The following is a 15,186-nucleotide window of genomic DNA, read 5'->3' on the forward strand; positions in this document are numbered from 1 at the left end:
TCCGGTTGCTTTACTCCTGCTACGAACACCGCTGCCCCGATCCGACACCACCGCATCGACATCTTTCAACTGTTTCGAGGGCGATTAGCAGTTGTTGCAGAGGGTACTGGGCGAAACACAAGGCGTAACAAGGTTGCGCAGGGCAAAGTTGAGAGTGAAAGGGCGGAATCACCTCATGAAACCCATTACGCGAACGGTTGCGGCACTGGCCATGGTGGCAGCGGTGGTCGCCGGCGGTGCGACGACGGCGAACGCACAGTCCACCGCAGGCACCGGGACCCAGGCGGAGGGCCAGGTCTCGTGTGGCTACGACTTCGACAAGTGCCACCTGCAGTGGTTCGAGTACGGCTTCGTCAAGAACTACATCGTCAGCAAGATCTACTACCGAGGCGGCGGCTACCACTTCTACTGGTGGAACTGACCGCCGAACCCCCCACCCAGCCGCTGCCAGCCCGCCCACGCGCAGCGGCTGGGTCAGTGGGAGGCACTCAGTTCGGCGGTGCGGCGGCGTAGGGCTGGGGCGACGGCGAGTTGGGTGGCGAACAGGGCTACCCCGATTGCCAAGCAGGTTGCCCAGAGGACGGTGCGTCCGGCGTGGTCGAGCAGCGCAGTACCGAGCAGTGGGCCCAGTACTGCGCCGAGGCTCCAGGTGGTGGACGCGATGCCCATGTACCGGCCGCGGAGGTCGGCCGGCGCGATCCCGGCGAAGGTGGCGCCGAACATGACGGAGACACCGATCTGGCCGAGCGTCCACACGAGAACGGAAGCGACATAGCCGACGTTGCTGTGGACAACAGCACCGAATCCGCCGCCGACGCCGGCCAGCAGCATGGAAACCGCCAGGATGCGCGCGGTGTCGCGGCCGTCGAGCAGCCGTACGGCGACCGGCTGGAAGAGGACGATCACGATGCCGTTGAGGGCGAGCACCGCACCGAAGGTTCCGGGACCGTGTCCGTCGCCGGTCATCACCAGCGGAAGCGTCGAGAACGCCTGCAGGAACAACGTGAAGTAGACGATGTGGATCGCGGCCATCGCGAGCATGACGGGATCGCGCAGGAGGACCGGCAGCAACGCGCGGCGGGTTGTCTTCTGCACCGGCGGACGGGTCTCGGGGACGCGCCGCCACACGATCAGCGCCGCGAGGAGCGCGGCCCCGGCGTTGAACCAGAACAAGATGCCGTACCCCTGCCGGACCAAGACTCCAGCGGCCACCGTCGAGATCGTGAAGCCGAGATTGGCCGCCCAGAAGAGCAAACCGAACGCTGGGAGCCGCTCCTTTTCCGGCAGGTCCGCCACGGCCGCCGATCCCACCGGGCGGAACAGTTCGGCCATCAGCCCGACGCCGACAGCCGCAGCGGAGATCGCCACGATAGATTCCGCCGAGCCGAGCGCGATCAGCGCGACGGCCGTGCCCAGGAACCCGAGCAGCATCGTGGTACGCCGGCCGATCCGGTCGCCGAGCCAGCCGCCCAGCAGTTGGGAGCCGATGTCTCCGACGCCCACCGCCGCGATCACCGCACCGGCCGTCGTCGCCGACAGTCCACGCTCCTGGGTCAGGTAGAGCACGAGGAACACCCGTGCCACCCCGCCGGCCCGGCTCACGAAGTGAGTGGCGGTGAGTGCCCAGACGAGACTCGAAGGCCTCGACTGCGTCGCCGGCCGGGACTCGATCGCCGGCCGAACAGCTGCCGCGGTGCCGTGGGTTGTCATGTCTTCGACGCTATGGGCGCGGGCGCATCGTGAAAAGCGATTGTTTTCGATGAAAGCAATCGGTCAGGGCTATGCTTGGCCTCATGGTCGAGGTGGAGCTACGGCATTTGGCGACGATGGAGGCCATCGTCGAAGAGGGCACGTTCGGGCGGGCCGCCGGACGGCTCGGCTACACACAGTCGACGATCAGCCAGCAGGTCGCCGCGTTGGAGAAGGCGGTCGGCGGCCCGGTGTTCGAGCGCCCGGGCGGACCCCGGCCGGTGCGGATCACCCCGCTCGGCGCGGTTGTCCTCGAACACGGACGCGAGCTGCTGGAGAGGGCCCAGGCGCTGGTCGAGGCCGTCGACCGGTTCCAGGCCGGTGACGGCCGGATCGACATCGGCACCTTCCAGAGCGTCTCCAACGTGATCCTGCCGTCGCTCGTCAGCCGGCTGCGCGACGAGCATCCCGGGTGCGAGATCAGACTGTGCGAAACGCCTCCTGATCCAGAGATCGGCAAGCTGGACCTGCTCTTCCACGACCGGCCTATCGAGGGTGAGGTCGAGCACCTCAAGCTGGTCGACGACCCCTACCTGCTGGTGACCCGGCCGGGCGACCTTCCCGACGGCCCGGTCGGACTGGAGTTGCTCGACGACAAGCCGATGGTGGGCTGCCATGTGAGCTGTGACAAGCCGTGGATGGACCGGGCACTCGCCGACGGCGGGGCACGCCCGCGCATCGTCTTCCGGTCTCCGGGCAACGAGGCGATCCTGGCGATGGTGCGAGCCGGGCTCGGCTGGGCGGTGCTGCCGTGGCTCGCCCTGCACGGCTCCGAGGTCAGCTCCGACGGGCGGCTCGCGATCCACGAACTGCGCCCCGCCCCCACCCGCGGGATCTACCTCCATTGGCCGGCCAGAACCACCCGTTCCCCACTGGCCGACCGAGCGATCGAGATCGCCACCGATATCGCTGCCGAAGTCTCAGCCGCTCAACCCCACCAGGCCTAACCCTGCAGTTCAGCGGATCCAGTGGGCGAAGTCTGTTGGCGTCACATTGCTGCCGCAGAGGATTGTGACGACGGTCTTGCCACTGAAGCGGCCATTGCTTTCCAGGATCGAAGCAACCCCCAACGCCGCGGCCGGTTCGACGACGAGACCGGCGTGCAGGTAGAGCAGACGCATCGCCTCGACGATGCCGGCTTCGGTCACCAGCACAGCGTCGTCCGTCACCGCCAACAGATCGTCGAGTACTTCGGGGATGACGTACCGCCCCGCGACGCCATCGGCGATGGTGGCAGGCGCCCCGACCTCGACCGGCCGGCCCGCTCGCCATGCCAGGGTCATCGCCGGTGCCTGCTCAGGCTGGACGCAGATGACCTCGGTGCCCTTGCGCAGATTCTTCAGTGCAAAGCCAACCCCGGAAGCCATCGCACCGGCACCGAGCGAGACCAGTACTGCGTCCAGCGCACCCGGCAACTCCGAGAGCTCGACCCCGATCGTTGCCGCGCCCTCGCAAGTACCGATGTCCTTGCTGTCCTCAACCAAGAACGCGCCGGTGTCAGCGGCGATCCGCTCCGCCGTTGCGAGGGCCGCCTCGATCTCACCGTCGACCAGCACCACGTCGGCCCCGAACGTCTTCATGCGCTCGATCTTCAAGGGATTCGCCGCCGCCGAGGCAACAACCGTGACACCGATCCCACGCGCCCGCCCGCCGAAGGCCACCGCCTGACCAAGGTTCCCCGCACTCGCGCAGACGACAGCGTCCGCAGTACGACGCTCTTGCAGCCGAGCGAGAACCGTGTCGGTGCCCCGCCCCTTGAACGAGCGAACGGGATTGAGCGTCTCCACCTTGAGCACCACCCGGCACCCGAGCACTTCCCCCAACGCCTCGCACTCGTACTGCGGCGTCTCTACGAACTCCCGACTGATCTGCCCCCGCGCCGCCAACACCCTCGCCAGATCCAGCCTCATCCCAACCCACCCTCACCTCGCCGGAGCCCGCGCACCGAAGTGTAGATATTCCCCCAGGCCAAGGCCTCTCGCCGGGTAGCGTGGGGCCGTGACCGTGATCATTCGTGCGTACGAACCGGCCGACGCGCAGGCGACCTGGGAGGCCTACTTCCGGGCGATTCGCGATACAGCGGTGAAGGACTATTCGGCGGAGCAGGTCGCCGCGTGGGCGCCGGAGTCGGTCGATCTGGTGGAGTGGAACAAACGGCGGCTGGCAGCTCACACGTTCGTGGCCACGATCGATAGCCGAGTTGTCGGGTTCAGCGATGTAACGGCCGATGGCCTGCTCGACATGCTGTTCGTGCACTCCGAGGCGGGCGGCCGCGGTGTGGGCCGCGCGCTGGTCGAAGCGGTCATCACCAAGGCACGTCAACTCGGGTTGTCGCGCCTGCACACGCACGCCAGCCGCACCGCACTTCCAGCCTTCCAGCGCTACGGTTTCAAGGTCGAGCGATCCAACCCCGACAACTGGATCCGCGGCCAAAACCTCCCCAACTACGACCTGTACTACGAACTCGGCTAACGCAGGTCTACTTCTTGCGGTCTCTCGGACCGTAACGCAGCGCAGTCGCCCGGCGCCACCGGAAGGGCCGCGGTGTCAGATCTGGTGGTCGGTGGCGAAGGACGCGGCAAGGTTGAGGGTTGGCTGGTCGAGGGGAGATGGCGGGATTCCGGCGGCGTACGCGGTGTGGAAGTGTGCTTCCACGGCGGAGGCGGTCAGGTCGGGGCGTTCGGTCGAGAGGGAGCCGACGGTGGCTGGATCGAAGGGGAGTTCGAGGTGGGCATACACCTCGGTCAGCAGCGACCTGATCCGCTCGTCGTCGCCGATCACCGTCAGCGAGCTGAACAGCCAGGCTTCACGGACCACCCGCTGACCGGTGCCGACGAGCTTGACCGCGCCGCGCGCGTTGATGCTCTGCGCACCGGGGCAGTACTCACCGGGCACCTCGCCGACCCTGGCGTCGATGCCGAGCGAATGGAGTTCGTCGGCGATCACCTGCCCGAACGCCTTGAACCGCCGCTCCTGCTCCTCCGCCGCGCGCGGGTCATGCCGAACGTGGTCGATCACGAGCGCCTCGGACGTATAGGCGACCGGCCGCCCACCAACCGCCCGGACGAGTGGCACAAAGCCGGCTTCACGACCAGCCCGTACTGCGGCCTCGAAGCCCCGGTGACGCGTGTCGCGCCGACCGAAGACGAGCACCGGCTCGGCCGGCCGGTAGAGCCGCACCGCCTCGGTCAACTCACCGGCGGAAGCACGCCGTACCAGCGCGTTCGCCACCGCCAACTCCATCGCGGGCTCACCCACCGGCCCCGAGAACACCTGCACGACACCCATCGTCCCACCCGCAGCCGAAACACCTCGACCCGGCAGCAGCCGAACCCGTACGTCGCGGGTGCGGCTGCTGCCGGAGATCAGGGTCAGTCGGTGCAGGCGTAGACCACCGGTTCAGGCAGACCCGACTCGGTGATGTGGTAGCCGGCGGCCGTCAGCTTGTTGGTGCGTTCGAAGATGTGCGAGAGCAAGGTGCCCTCCGGGAACTCGATCCTCGTGCCGTCGCTGCGGATCACCAACGAGGTATAGGTGTTCGGCACACCCAAGGTCCCCGCGGTGACTGCATCGCGGGAACTGTTCAGGTCGACCACACCCTCCTCGACCTGGACGATCCGCGGACTCCGCGTGTTCCAGATCAGACCGGTCGCATCCGCTCCGCCGATCTCCTCACCGGCGATCCACTGGCCCTCGATGTCACGCGCCCACACCGTCTTCGTGTGAACGCCGCGCAGCCGGACCGGCTGCGCGCCATAGGACTTCCACAGGTAGCTCGTCGCAATCCCACCACCGGGCGGCGTGAACCTCCCGACGATCAGCCCTTCGTCGGAGATGTCATCGAGATACAAAACCTCGTGACCAGCCGGTACTGCGAGCAGCCGCGGCTGCCCACCGGCCGGCCAGACGAAGGGCACCTGGCGTCCGAGACCTTCGTCCCAGGCCAGCCCGGCGATGTCCTGCCGCTTGTTCATCCCGGTGAGCTGAGAGATCTGCAGGCCCGGCGGCGGCTTGAGCAGCCGGTACGAGTCGGTCGTCGCGGAGTAGATCCAGTGGTCCGTGCCGTCCAGAGCGTAGGTGCTGCCGACGACGAGCCCGCCCTCGACCACGGAGTACGCGAACGACTCGCCGTCTTCCTGCCGGGACGAGAGCCAGCGGGGGACACCGTCCACCCAGAGGACGGGCTGGCCGTGCTGACGCCCCTCCCGATTCGCCTCGCCGAGCAGATAGCGGCCGGACGGATCCGCAGTACGGGCCGCGCTCGAGCCGGGCAAAGAGTCGGCCGGAAGCGCGAGAACCGATCTGGCGCAAGTCGCCTCGACCGTCGCCCTCGCCGCCTGCGCAACGGCCGGGACAGTGGTGACAAGAAGAGTCGTGCCGGCCGCGAGCGCGGCCCATTTCCGAATCATGCGAATTTCCCCCCAGGCACAATGACAACGAATCCGGAAAGCGTGGCAGCTTGCGGCGAGTGGCAAAAGCTCTTCGAGGAAAGGCGAAAAGGTTGACTTCACCGTCTATCGTGGGCAAGTAGGCGAACAGGGGCCGCGATGAGGGTGAAGACCGTAGTGGTCGTCGCGATGATGCTGTTCTCCACCGGGTGTGGTGGTGACGGCCCCACGGACGATCTCAACACTCCGACAGTCCGCCCACGTCCGACGCCGACCGCCACCTCGACCGCCACGTTCACGCCCGTACCGACCACTCCGCGGCCGCGGCCGACGTCGGCCGCGTTGAGCGCCAAGCAGGCTGCCAACGTCTTCGTCACCGCGGTCCGGCCGCGCAACCTGGCGTTGGCCAAGTTCGACGCGGACCTGAAGGCCTCGGCGCCGGTCGACGTCCTGCGCCAGGACGCGATCGAACTGCTCGCGGCCGAACGGCAGTTCCTGGCGGTCCTGGACCGGACCGCCTGGCCGGAGTCGATCCTGGAGAACGTGGAGAGTCTGGCGAACTGCATCGCCACGAGCATTCTCTGGTACGACGTGAGCACGCGCATCAAGCAACCCAGTGACGTCCGCCTCCCACCGACCTGCGGCGGGAGCGACGCGCAGCTCATCAGACTCCGCCTCGAAGTCCCCAGCTACTGAACCGCTTGTACTGTGCGTCCGTGGCTCGCGCGCGTGTACGGAAACTGACCGTTGACGACGTCAACTACCAATGGGTGGTCCGTCATCTCGATCCCGGCCACGTGGTGGTGCGGATCTGGCGGCGGGGGTCCGTGCGCTATCGGCAGCTGGAAGTCCGGGTCGCCTTCGACGATCCGTGGCTCAACTTCGGACCCATCATCACCACCCCGGACGACCGTCGAGCCGAGGTGTTCGACCTGACGCCCGTCACCTCGGCGCTGGTCGCCCGCCTGGTCCGGCTCGGCCTTGCCGCCGGATGGGAGTCGGAGAGTCGCGGTGAGCCGATGCGCTTCGACCTCGACGGAACCCGCGAACGGCTCACGCCGATGGAGCGCACGCTCGGATGATCACCACATCCTCCTCGTCGATGCCGGCCGGGATCATCCCGGCCGCTTGTTGCGCTCGCATCAGCGGGCCCAGCGGTCCCCGCACCCGCTCTCGTACTTCGACGTCGACCAGGCCGCCGCGACGCAGCCGATCCAGGGTGGCGTCCGTGCCGATGAGAGAGGAGTGCACGAGCAGAAGCGCGCCACCAGGAAGAAGATGGGCGGGAGCCTTGTCGCAGAGTGCATCGAGGATGAGCCGGCCGTCGTGACCCGCCTCCCACGCCCGGCTCGGTCCACGGCGAGGGAGATCCGCTCTGGGTGACGGCACGTACGGCGGATTGCTCACGATCAGGTCGAACCGCTCACCGGCCACGGGTTCGAAGGTCCGTCCCCGGCGGGTCCGGACGCGGACACCGTGCCGGGCCGCGTTGAGTCGCACGGTGAGCAAGGCCCGCCGCGAGACGTCGATCGCCGTACTGGCCGCGCCGCAGGTTGCCGCGGTGATCGCGAGCAGCCCGCTGCCGGTGCAGACGTCGAGCGCGCGCGAGCCCGGGCCGAGGTTCTCCTGGCGGATCGCGTCGGCGAGCATCCACGAGTCGGAGATGGGCGCGAAGACGCCCGGAAGGGTCAGCAGTTTCATGCGGTGAACACCTCCGCGAGCCAGGGGACAACAGAGTCAGGGCCGAGCGCTCGAAGCTGCTCCACCGGTGGGTGATCGACCAACTCCCGTACGTCGTCCAGGCTGCCGTCCGCGTACGGCTCGGCGGCGTCGATGAGGTCGTGGAGACAGCGGCGGGCCGGTCGCGCTTCGCCGGTCCGGAGGTCCAGCAGTTCACCCCGTACGCCGTCGCGCAGCGCAACCCATCGGTTCTCGGCGATTCTCCACGTCGGCGCGGGTGGTTGGAGTCGGCCGAGGTGATGGTGCTCTGCGAGCATCGCGGCGAGCGCGTAGACGAAGTGGGCGATCGCGCTGGTGCGATCCGTGGTCGCCTGGACGTCGAGGACGCGCAGCTCCAACGTGCCGTAGCGGAGGTGTGGCCGGAGTTCCCACCACCATTCCGAGGAATCGGCGCCGCCTCGGGCGATCCAGGCGAGGTCGTCTGCGAACTGCTCCCACGAGTCGATGATCGGAGGCACGCCTTGGCGGGGGAGTCCGGAGGCGATCACCGGCCGCACCGAGCAGAGGCCGGTGTCTCGACCGCCGATGAACGGCGAGGCCCCGGCGAGCGCGGCCAACTCGGGGAGCAGGTTCCGCAGTGCGTGGTAGACGCCCAGCGTGCAGTCGGCGTCGCCGAAGGCCAGGTGGAGTTGCAGGGACGAGACGAGCTGCCGGTGGATGACGTCGCCGTAGCGAGCCGCGAGTCCTTCGGTGCGCTCGCTGGTTGAGAGGGGGACGGGCCCGTCGAGGAGAGGATGGACAGGCGCGGCGATGACAGCCAGCTCGGGCCCGCAGGCGGCGGCGACGAGCGCCCGGCACCCCCGCAACTCCTCAACGGCGTCAGCCACGTCCTTGTGGACAGAGGTAGCGATCTCAACCTGACAAGCCGGCAACTCCCGCTTCACCCGCAGATCCCCAAGCCCAGCCACCAAACCACCCGCATCCGCAGGCAACCACGTTGCCCGCTGCACCAAAAGCAGCTCCTCCTCGAACCCGACCGTCCCTGCCACAGTCCCCGAGAACAACTCCCGCAGCTGCTCGGCATCGAAAGCCCGCCCGCCCGGCGCCCCACCCCGTATGCCGGCGGCGGGTTCGCGCGAGCGTAGTACCGGTGGGAGGTGGGTGGGGTTGGCGTCGGTCACGGGAGCCTCTTGTACTGGCCGGGCGCACACCGGGTGGCGCCGATCCTGGGGCTCCTCTCTGAACCTTGGTTCTCCGTTACCCTCCCGGCTGTGAAACCAATCGCCGTCCGGCTCCCGCGGCGACGCGACTCAGCGGACGGGTGAGGGCCAGCGAGACCATCAGCGACAGTGCGGCGAAGACAGTGATGATCGCAGCGGAGCCCGCCAGATCAGCGGCAGCACCAGCCAGTACTGCGCACACCCCGAACGTGGTCATCCGGAGCGCGGATTCCAGCCCCAGCACCTGGCCGCGCAACTCGAAGGGCGTGGCCTCGACGAGGAGCTCTTGCTGCGACAGCGACGCGGAGTACCCGATGCTGCCGAGAGCAACCAGTGCCGCCAGGACGCCGATCGGGAGGTCGATGGCGAAGGCAAGGAACGGGACGGCGAGCAGGATCCTGAGATAGATGCTGACCTTCAGTCGCCGGGCCGGGGTGAGGAAGCGGCCGATCACCAGGTCGCCCGACATCATCCCGGCCGCGCCGGCCGCCAGCAGGAGTCCGGCGGCCGAACCGGCGTACGGGACGAAGAGTGCTTCGCAGCCGACGATCAGGCCGTTCGGGATGCACAGGGCGAGCAGAAGCGGCCGGGTGGTCGGCTGGGCGAGCAGGATCCGGTTGCCACGCCACGTCTCGCGCGGGCTGGTCGCGGTGAGCCTGCGCGGTGCCCGGTCGGCGAGACCGAAGCGCAGTACGGGGATGGTCAGGGCGGAGCAGGCTGCCGCCAGCCAGAAGACCTCGGCCGGCTCGAACGTCTGCAGCAACAGCCCGGCCGCACCGAACCCCGCGATCTGCATCGCGCCGACCGAGAGGTTCATCGCCGAGCGGCCCAGCACGAACTGGTCGCGATCCACCACCTCGTTCAGCAGTCCCCACCGGACACCGGAGGCGATCGAGAGGCCGTACGCGACGCCCAAGGTCAGCAGCAGCCGGGCCGCCGAGTTGAGGTCGAAGGCTGCCTGGGCGACCACGGCAGCGGTGGAAACGGTGGCGAGCACGACCAGGATCCGCCGCGGCCGGGCGGTGTCGGCCGCCGACATCAGGGTGGACGCGCCGAGTACGTGGGCCAGCGACGGGCCGAACATGATCAGCGCCGAGAGCAGGGCCGAGCCGGTCTCGGCGTTCACCACGATGGCCAGCGTGAGGCTGGTCATGGTGGCCGAGGCGTTGCCCAGGGCACTACTGATCCACAGCCCGCGGAACTCGCGGAGCCGGAAGATTTCGCGATAGGTGCTCATGGCAGAACAGACTCGCCCGGGTTGGGCCGGACGCCTACAGTTTCGGATGGAGGCGAAACATGGCGGAGTTCATCGTCGACGCGGACGTGCTGGCGAACGCCCGGTTCGGCACGTCGCAGCTGACCGAGACGGTCTCGGCGCTGAAGATGCTGCGCGAGCCGTCGAAGCCGTGGTACCGGACCTGGCGGGACACCCACCGGCCGGCGTACGAGGCGCAACTGGCCGCGCATCCGGTCTGGCACGCCCTGGTGGAAGGGGCCTTCGGCAAGCGATGGACCGCCGACTTCCTCACCGTCCCGCCGCTGGCGCCGAACCTCGAGCTCGAGGACGAGCTGCGGCCGTTCAGCGAGGTTCCGGACGAGCAGATCCGCGCCGACCTGGCCGTCGTCCGGTCGCCGCTCCCCGCAGTACTTGCCGAGGGCACCGGACTCGCCCGGCAGGCGGCCGAGCTGCTGCGCTGGATCTGGTCGGAGACGGTCGAGGCGGACTGGCCGCGACGGCACCGGGTGCTCCAGGCAGACATCGTCTCCCGGACCTCACGGCTCAGCGAACAAGGCTGGTCCGGCGTACTGCGGGGGCTCGGGCCGGACGTGCGCTGGCTCGGTGACGGTCGTCTGCAGGTGAACCGCTCCGACTTCCCGCCGACCGACATCCGGGGCCGGGACCTGATCTTCATCGCGACCCACAGCCGCGGCGTCAACGTCAGCTGGCGCCTGCCGGACCGCTTCGCGCTCAGCTATCCGGTCGCGGGCATCTTCGCCGCCGTGAAGCCCCTGGCCGAACCACTGGTCCGGCTGCTCGGACGAAACCGCGCCCGCATCCTGGTGGAGGCCGCAGCACCGATCAGTACGACGGCACTGGTGGCCGCCACGGGCCTCTCCCTGGCAACGGTCGCCGACCATCTCCGCGTGCTGTCCGACGCAGGCCTTCTGCAACGCCGTCGCTCCGGCCGCCAGGTCCTCTACTGGCAAACCACAACCGGCCAGGCAGTCGCCGCGGGCAGTTGAGCAACCAGGCGGTCACTTAGAGCAGCATTGCAGTGTTGGCGTCCTGCGTGTGCGGGTGTGTTTGATCGATGGACCCAAGCACCGACACGAAAGGTCAGGGCTTCGATGAGATCACTCAGCCGCGCGGCCACCGCGATCACCATCGCCGGTTTCGCCGCCGCTTTCACTGTTCTTCCCGCCAGTGCCGCCAACGAGAGTCCGGATGCTCCGAACTTCCACACCCATGAACGCTTCTGTACCAACCCGTCCTACTGGTACCCCGGCTACGTCCTCACCGGAGGCAGCAACGACGGCCGGCTGGGCAGTTGGCGGATCAACAACGTGACCAACGAGCCGGGACGGGCGCGGTTCGACACCACCTTCTACACCCAGCAGACCGTCTCGTTCGTGAGCTGGCACTGCGCCCGCTGAGTTTCCGCCTGGCGGCACGCGCCGGCGGTACCCGCCCTGCGGTGCAGGGAGAGGCCTCCGGGTAGGTTTCGGCGTGTGCCGCTGACGATCCCGCACCAGACCGTCGGAGTTCCCGATACCCGGAGTCCTGTGCGGTACCTGCTCTGGCTGGTCAAGTGTCAACCAGGGCGGGTGTCTCTGGGCGCACTGCTCGGGACGGCCTGGACGGTCGGGCTGATCTTGCCGCCGTACCTGATCTCGCGGGCCATCGACGACGGCCTGCGACACGACGATCTCGGTGCTCTGGCCGCCTGGGTGCTGGCGATCGCCGCGGCGGGTGCGCTCAACGCGACGCTGGGGATCCTGCGCCATCGCACCATGACCTTCATCCGTGCGGACGCTTCCTTCCGCACGGTGGAAGTGCTCAGCCGGCACATCGCTCGGCTGGGCGCGACCTTGGCGCGGAAGTTCGCTTCCGGTGAGGTGGTCAGCGCCGGAACCACTGACATCGGGCAGGTTGCGATGGTGCTCACCATCACCGGACCGGGCGTCGGCGCGGTCATCGCGTACGTCGTGGTGGCGGTGCTCTTGTGGACGACCTCGCCCTTGCTGGCAGCCGTCGTGCTGCTCGGCGTACCGGCCATCACCTTGCTGATCGGGCCGTTGCTGACTCGCCTGGAGAGGGCCGAGTCGTCTTATCGCACGCAGCAGGGGATGCTCACCACCCGCTCGAACGACATCGCGGCGGGACTGCGGATCCTGGCAGGCGTCGGCGGCCGGGAGATCTTCGCCCGGCGCTATCAGGAGCGCTCCCGCGCGCTGGTGACCGAGGGGTATCGGGTGGGGGCCGTGACAAGCCGGATCCAGGCCCTGGCGGTCGGTCTGCCGGCTGTGTTCCTGGCCGTGGTGATCTGGTTGTCGGCCCGGATGGCCGCGTCCGGCGACATCACGGTCGGCGAGATGGTCGCGGTCTACGGATACGTCGCGATGCTCGTCGTTCCGGTGTCGTTCTTCATCGAGGGTGCCTACGACCTGACCCGCGGCCGGGTCGCCGCCCGGCGGATCATCGACGTGCTCAACCTGAACCCGGATGCTTCGCTTCCGTCGGACCCTGCCGCAACGACCGATCTGATCGACCAGGTTTCAGGGCTGCGGGCACCCGGCGGACGGCTGCTCGGCCTTGCCGCCGCCGATCCCTCCGACGCCATCGCCATCACCGAGCGGCTGGCCGGCAATCAGCGACGCCTGCTGTCGACGAACGACTCGTATTTGTTCGCCGGCACGGTCCGCGACGTTCTGCAGGCCGGTCGGTCGCGGACCGATGCCGAGCTCTGGGCGGCGCTGGAGGCCGCTTCAGCGGACGACGTCGTGATGAGCCTCGGCGAGGGAGAGTTGGACGCGGTCGTGGATGCTCAGGGCCGCAATCTGTCCGGAGGCCAGCGCCAGCGACTGCGGCTGGCTCGCGCGATTGCCGTCGACCCGGACATCCTGATCCTGGTCGAGCCGACCTCCGCGGTCGATGCCGACACCGAAACCCGGATCGTACGCCGAGTGGCGCGGCAGCGAGCCGGACGGACCACCATCATCGCCAGCACCTCGCCGATCGTGCTGCACCACGTGGACACCGTCGCCTTCGTCGCCGCCGGCAAAGTAGTTGCCATCGGCACCCACCACGACCTGCTGACCACCCACCCCGACTACCGCGCGATGGTCTCCCGCTCCCTCGCCGACGAAGACGAACTCGACCGGGCGGAGGGCTGATGAGCACGGAGACCGCCGGCAAGCTGCCGATCGCGTCGTCGGCGCAGGTACGGCGAGTGACGCTCGGCTTGTTGCGGCAGGACAAGTGGGCGCTGGTCGTTGTCGTCGCCCTCTACCTGTTGGCCACACTCGCAGGCCTGGCCGCGCCCTACCTGATGGGCCGCATCGTCGACGGCGTCCGCACCGGCATCTCGGTCTCGACCATCGACAAGTACGCGCTGATCATCGGCGGCTTCGTCCTGCTGCAAATGCTGTTGACCACCCTGGCCCGTTACGCCGGGCACCGCTTCGGCGATCGCATCCTGGCCCGGTTGCGGGAGGACTTCGTCGAGTCCACCTTGCGCCTTCCGGTCTCCTTGGTCGAGCGGGCGGGCACCGGTGAGCTGATGACCCGCAGCGCGGTGGATGTCCCCAACATCGGTGCCGCCGCCCGCGACGCAGTACCCGAGATCTTCATCTCCGGACTGCAGGTCCTGGTGATCCTCGGCGCCATCTTCTTCCTCGATCCGGTCCTGGGCGCGTGCGGGCTGGTCGGCGTACCGGTACTCGTCGGGATCACCCGGTGGTACCTGCGGCGGGCACGGTCGGCGTACCTGGCCGAGGGCGAGGCGATGTCGGTGATGACGCAGGAGCTGGCGTCCACCACGCAAGGGGCGCGGACCGTGGAGGCGCTGGACCTGGCCGAGCAGCGCATCGCGGCGGCAGACTCCAGCGTGGGCGCGGCGTTCGCCCGGCGACGCGCTTCCTTGCGGCTGCGTACGGTCTTCTTCCCGGTGGTCGACTTCTCGCACACTCTTCCGGTCGTCCTGGTGTTGCTGATCGGTGGTCTGCTCCATGGCAAGGGATGGGTCACTCTCGGCACGGTCATCGCCGCAACGCTGTACCTCTGGCAGATGGTTGATCCGCTGGACAAGGTGTTGCAGTGGGCCGAGCAGCTGCAGAGCGGCTGGGCTTCTCTGGCCCGGTTGACCGGCGTGGCGGAGGTTCGGGCCGCGGCCAGTGTTACGAGCCAGACCCCGCAAGGGGAGACGATTCGCGTGGAGCGCGTCCGGTACGCGTACCGGAATCGAGATGTCCTACACGACATTGATCTGACCGTGCGGCCGGGGGAGCGGCTAGCGCTAGTGGGTCCGTCCGGCGCGGGCAAGTCGACTCTCGGGCGGCTCATCGCGGGGATCGATCCACCCCGCTCCGGGCGGGTCACCGTCGGCGGCGTACCGGTGAGCGAGCTGGAGCCGATCGAGCGTCACAAGCGGGTGGCTCTGGTGACTCAAGAACACCATGTGTTCGTGGGCACTCTGCGGGAGAACCTCATCCTCGCCGCGCCGCACGCGACCGATGCCGAGGTGCTGTCCGCCTTGCAGACCGTAAATGCCGAGTGGCTGAACACGTTGCCCGACGGCCTGGACACCGAGCTGGGTGACGGCGCACTAGAACTCGATCCGGGCCAAGCGCAACAACTCGCGCTCGCCCGGATCGTGCTGGCCGACCCGCAGGTACTCATCCTCGACGAGGCGACCGCGATGCTCGACCCCACCACCGCACGGCACGCCGAGCGCTCGCTGGCCTCGGTGCTGAGCGGACGCACGGTCATCGCCATCGCCCACCGACTCAACACCGCCCACGACGCCGACCGCGTGGCGGTTCTCGAGGATGGCCGGATCGTCGAACTCGGCTCGCACGACGAGCTGGTCGCAGCAGGCGGCACGTACGCCGACCTCTGGCGCACCTGGCACGACGGCTGACCCGCGAAG

General features: G+C 68.4%; 16 protein-coding genes. 9 read left to right on the top strand and 7 right to left on the bottom strand.

Annotation, left to right across the window (positions count from 1 at the left end):
• Nucleotides 1-175: 175 nt before the first annotated feature.
• Nucleotides 176-421 carry a hypothetical protein gene (locus AB0F51_RS17920; protein ID WP_360281095.1) on the top strand — a complete coding sequence of 82 codons (246 nt, stop codon included), beginning with the start codon at nucleotides 176-178 and terminating at the stop codon, nucleotides 419-421.
• Nucleotides 422-474: 53 nt separating this feature from the next.
• Here AB0F51_RS17920 and AB0F51_RS17925 read toward each other — a convergent pair whose 3' ends face one another.
• Nucleotides 475-1,710, bottom strand: a complete 1,236-nt coding sequence (locus tag AB0F51_RS17925; protein ID WP_360281097.1) for an MFS transporter — start codon at nucleotides 1,708-1,710, stop codon at nucleotides 475-477.
• An 83-nt stretch (nucleotides 1,711-1,793) separates the two neighbouring features.
• On the opposite strand from AB0F51_RS17925, the gene AB0F51_RS17930 reads away from it, so the two are divergent.
• Complete coding sequence (locus AB0F51_RS17930; protein ID WP_360281099.1) at nucleotides 1,794-2,696, top strand: LysR family transcriptional regulator; 903 nt, start codon at nucleotides 1,794-1,796, stop codon at nucleotides 2,694-2,696.
• 9 nt (nucleotides 2,697-2,705) lie between these two features.
• Here the strand turns inward: AB0F51_RS17930 and AB0F51_RS17935 are convergent, their stop codons facing one another.
• A complete protein-coding gene (locus tag AB0F51_RS17935; protein ID WP_360281101.1) occupies nucleotides 2,706-3,659 on the bottom strand; it encodes a pyridoxal-phosphate dependent enzyme in 954 nt (317 codons plus the stop codon).
• 88 nt (nucleotides 3,660-3,747) lie between these two features.
• Here AB0F51_RS17935 and AB0F51_RS17940 point away from each other — a divergent pair, with 88 nt between their 5' ends.
• Nucleotides 3,748-4,221: a GNAT family N-acetyltransferase gene (locus tag AB0F51_RS17940; protein ID WP_360281103.1), complete on the top strand. Its 474-nt coding sequence runs from the start codon at nucleotides 3,748-3,750 to the stop codon at nucleotides 4,219-4,221.
• A 75-nt stretch (nucleotides 4,222-4,296) separates the two neighbouring features.
• On the opposite strand, the gene AB0F51_RS17945 is transcribed toward AB0F51_RS17940, so the two are convergent.
• Nucleotides 4,297-5,037, bottom strand: a complete 741-nt coding sequence (locus AB0F51_RS17945) for a lipoate--protein ligase (RefSeq protein ID WP_360281105.1) — start codon at nucleotides 5,035-5,037, stop codon at nucleotides 4,297-4,299.
• An 83-nt stretch (nucleotides 5,038-5,120) separates the two neighbouring features.
• A complete protein-coding gene (locus tag AB0F51_RS17950; RefSeq protein ID WP_360281107.1) occupies nucleotides 5,121-6,158 on the bottom strand; it encodes a hypothetical protein in 1,038 nt (345 codons plus the stop codon).
• 138 nt (nucleotides 6,159-6,296) lie between these two features.
• Here AB0F51_RS17950 and AB0F51_RS17955 point away from each other — a divergent pair, with 138 nt between their 5' ends.
• Together AB0F51_RS17955 and AB0F51_RS17960 are read left to right on the top strand one after the other, a co-directional pair.
• The gene (locus tag AB0F51_RS17955) at nucleotides 6,297-6,833 is read left to right on the top strand and encodes a hypothetical protein (RefSeq protein ID WP_360281109.1); all 537 of its coding nucleotides are present in this window, start codon (nucleotides 6,297-6,299) and stop codon (nucleotides 6,831-6,833) included.
• A gap of 20 nt (nucleotides 6,834-6,853) precedes the next feature.
• The gene (locus AB0F51_RS17960; RefSeq protein ID WP_360281111.1) at nucleotides 6,854-7,219 is read left to right on the top strand and encodes a hypothetical protein; all 366 of its coding nucleotides are present in this window, start codon (nucleotides 6,854-6,856) and stop codon (nucleotides 7,217-7,219) included.
• Here the strand turns inward: AB0F51_RS17960 and AB0F51_RS17965 are convergent.
• The 3 genes from AB0F51_RS17965 to AB0F51_RS17975 form a co-directional block, all read right to left on the bottom strand.
• A complete protein-coding gene (locus tag AB0F51_RS17965) occupies nucleotides 7,191-7,838 on the bottom strand; it encodes a HemK2/MTQ2 family protein methyltransferase (RefSeq protein ID WP_360281113.1) in 648 nt (215 codons plus the stop codon). The genes AB0F51_RS17960 and AB0F51_RS17965 overlap by 29 nt on opposite strands.
• Nucleotides 7,835-8,998, bottom strand: coding sequence for a YbdK family carboxylate-amine ligase (locus AB0F51_RS17970; RefSeq protein ID WP_360281115.1), 1,164 nt, complete (start codon nucleotides 8,996-8,998; stop codon nucleotides 7,835-7,837). The genes AB0F51_RS17965 and AB0F51_RS17970 overlap by 4 nt, the downstream gene beginning before the upstream one ends.
• Before the next feature lie 76 nt (nucleotides 8,999-9,074).
• Nucleotides 9,075-10,274 (bottom strand): MFS transporter, encoded by a 1,200-nt coding sequence (locus AB0F51_RS17975; RefSeq protein WP_360281117.1) that lies wholly within the window; start codon nucleotides 10,272-10,274, stop codon nucleotides 9,075-9,077.
• A gap of 59 nt (nucleotides 10,275-10,333) precedes the next feature.
• On the opposite strand from AB0F51_RS17975, the gene AB0F51_RS17980 reads away from it, so the two are divergent.
• The 4 genes from AB0F51_RS17980 to AB0F51_RS17995 all read left to right on the top strand — a co-directional run bounded on the left by AB0F51_RS17980 (nucleotide 10,334) and on the right by AB0F51_RS17995 (nucleotide 15,177).
• Nucleotides 10,334-11,281 carry an ArsR family transcriptional regulator gene (locus tag AB0F51_RS17980; protein WP_360281119.1) on the top strand — a complete coding sequence of 316 codons (948 nt, stop codon included), beginning with the start codon at nucleotides 10,334-10,336 and terminating at the stop codon, nucleotides 11,279-11,281.
• A gap of 105 nt (nucleotides 11,282-11,386) precedes the next feature.
• Nucleotides 11,387-11,692, top strand: coding sequence for a hypothetical protein (locus AB0F51_RS17985; protein ID WP_360281121.1), 306 nt, complete (start codon nucleotides 11,387-11,389; stop codon nucleotides 11,690-11,692).
• A 75-nt stretch (nucleotides 11,693-11,767) separates the two neighbouring features.
• Nucleotides 11,768-13,432 carry an ABC transporter ATP-binding protein gene (locus tag AB0F51_RS17990; RefSeq protein WP_360281123.1) on the top strand — a complete coding sequence of 555 codons (1,665 nt, stop codon included), beginning with the start codon at nucleotides 11,768-11,770 and terminating at the stop codon, nucleotides 13,430-13,432.
• Nucleotides 13,432-15,177 (top strand): ABC transporter ATP-binding protein, encoded by a 1,746-nt coding sequence (locus AB0F51_RS17995; protein ID WP_360281125.1) that lies wholly within the window; start codon nucleotides 13,432-13,434, stop codon nucleotides 15,175-15,177. Before AB0F51_RS17990 ends, AB0F51_RS17995 begins: the two co-directional genes overlap by 1 nt.
• Nucleotides 15,178-15,186: the final 9 nt, after the last annotated feature.

The organism is Kribbella sp. NPDC023855 (genome assembly GCF_040639475.1).
In the GTDB taxonomy this organism is placed as follows: Bacteria; Actinomycetota; Actinomycetes; order Propionibacteriales; family Kribbellaceae; genus Kribbella.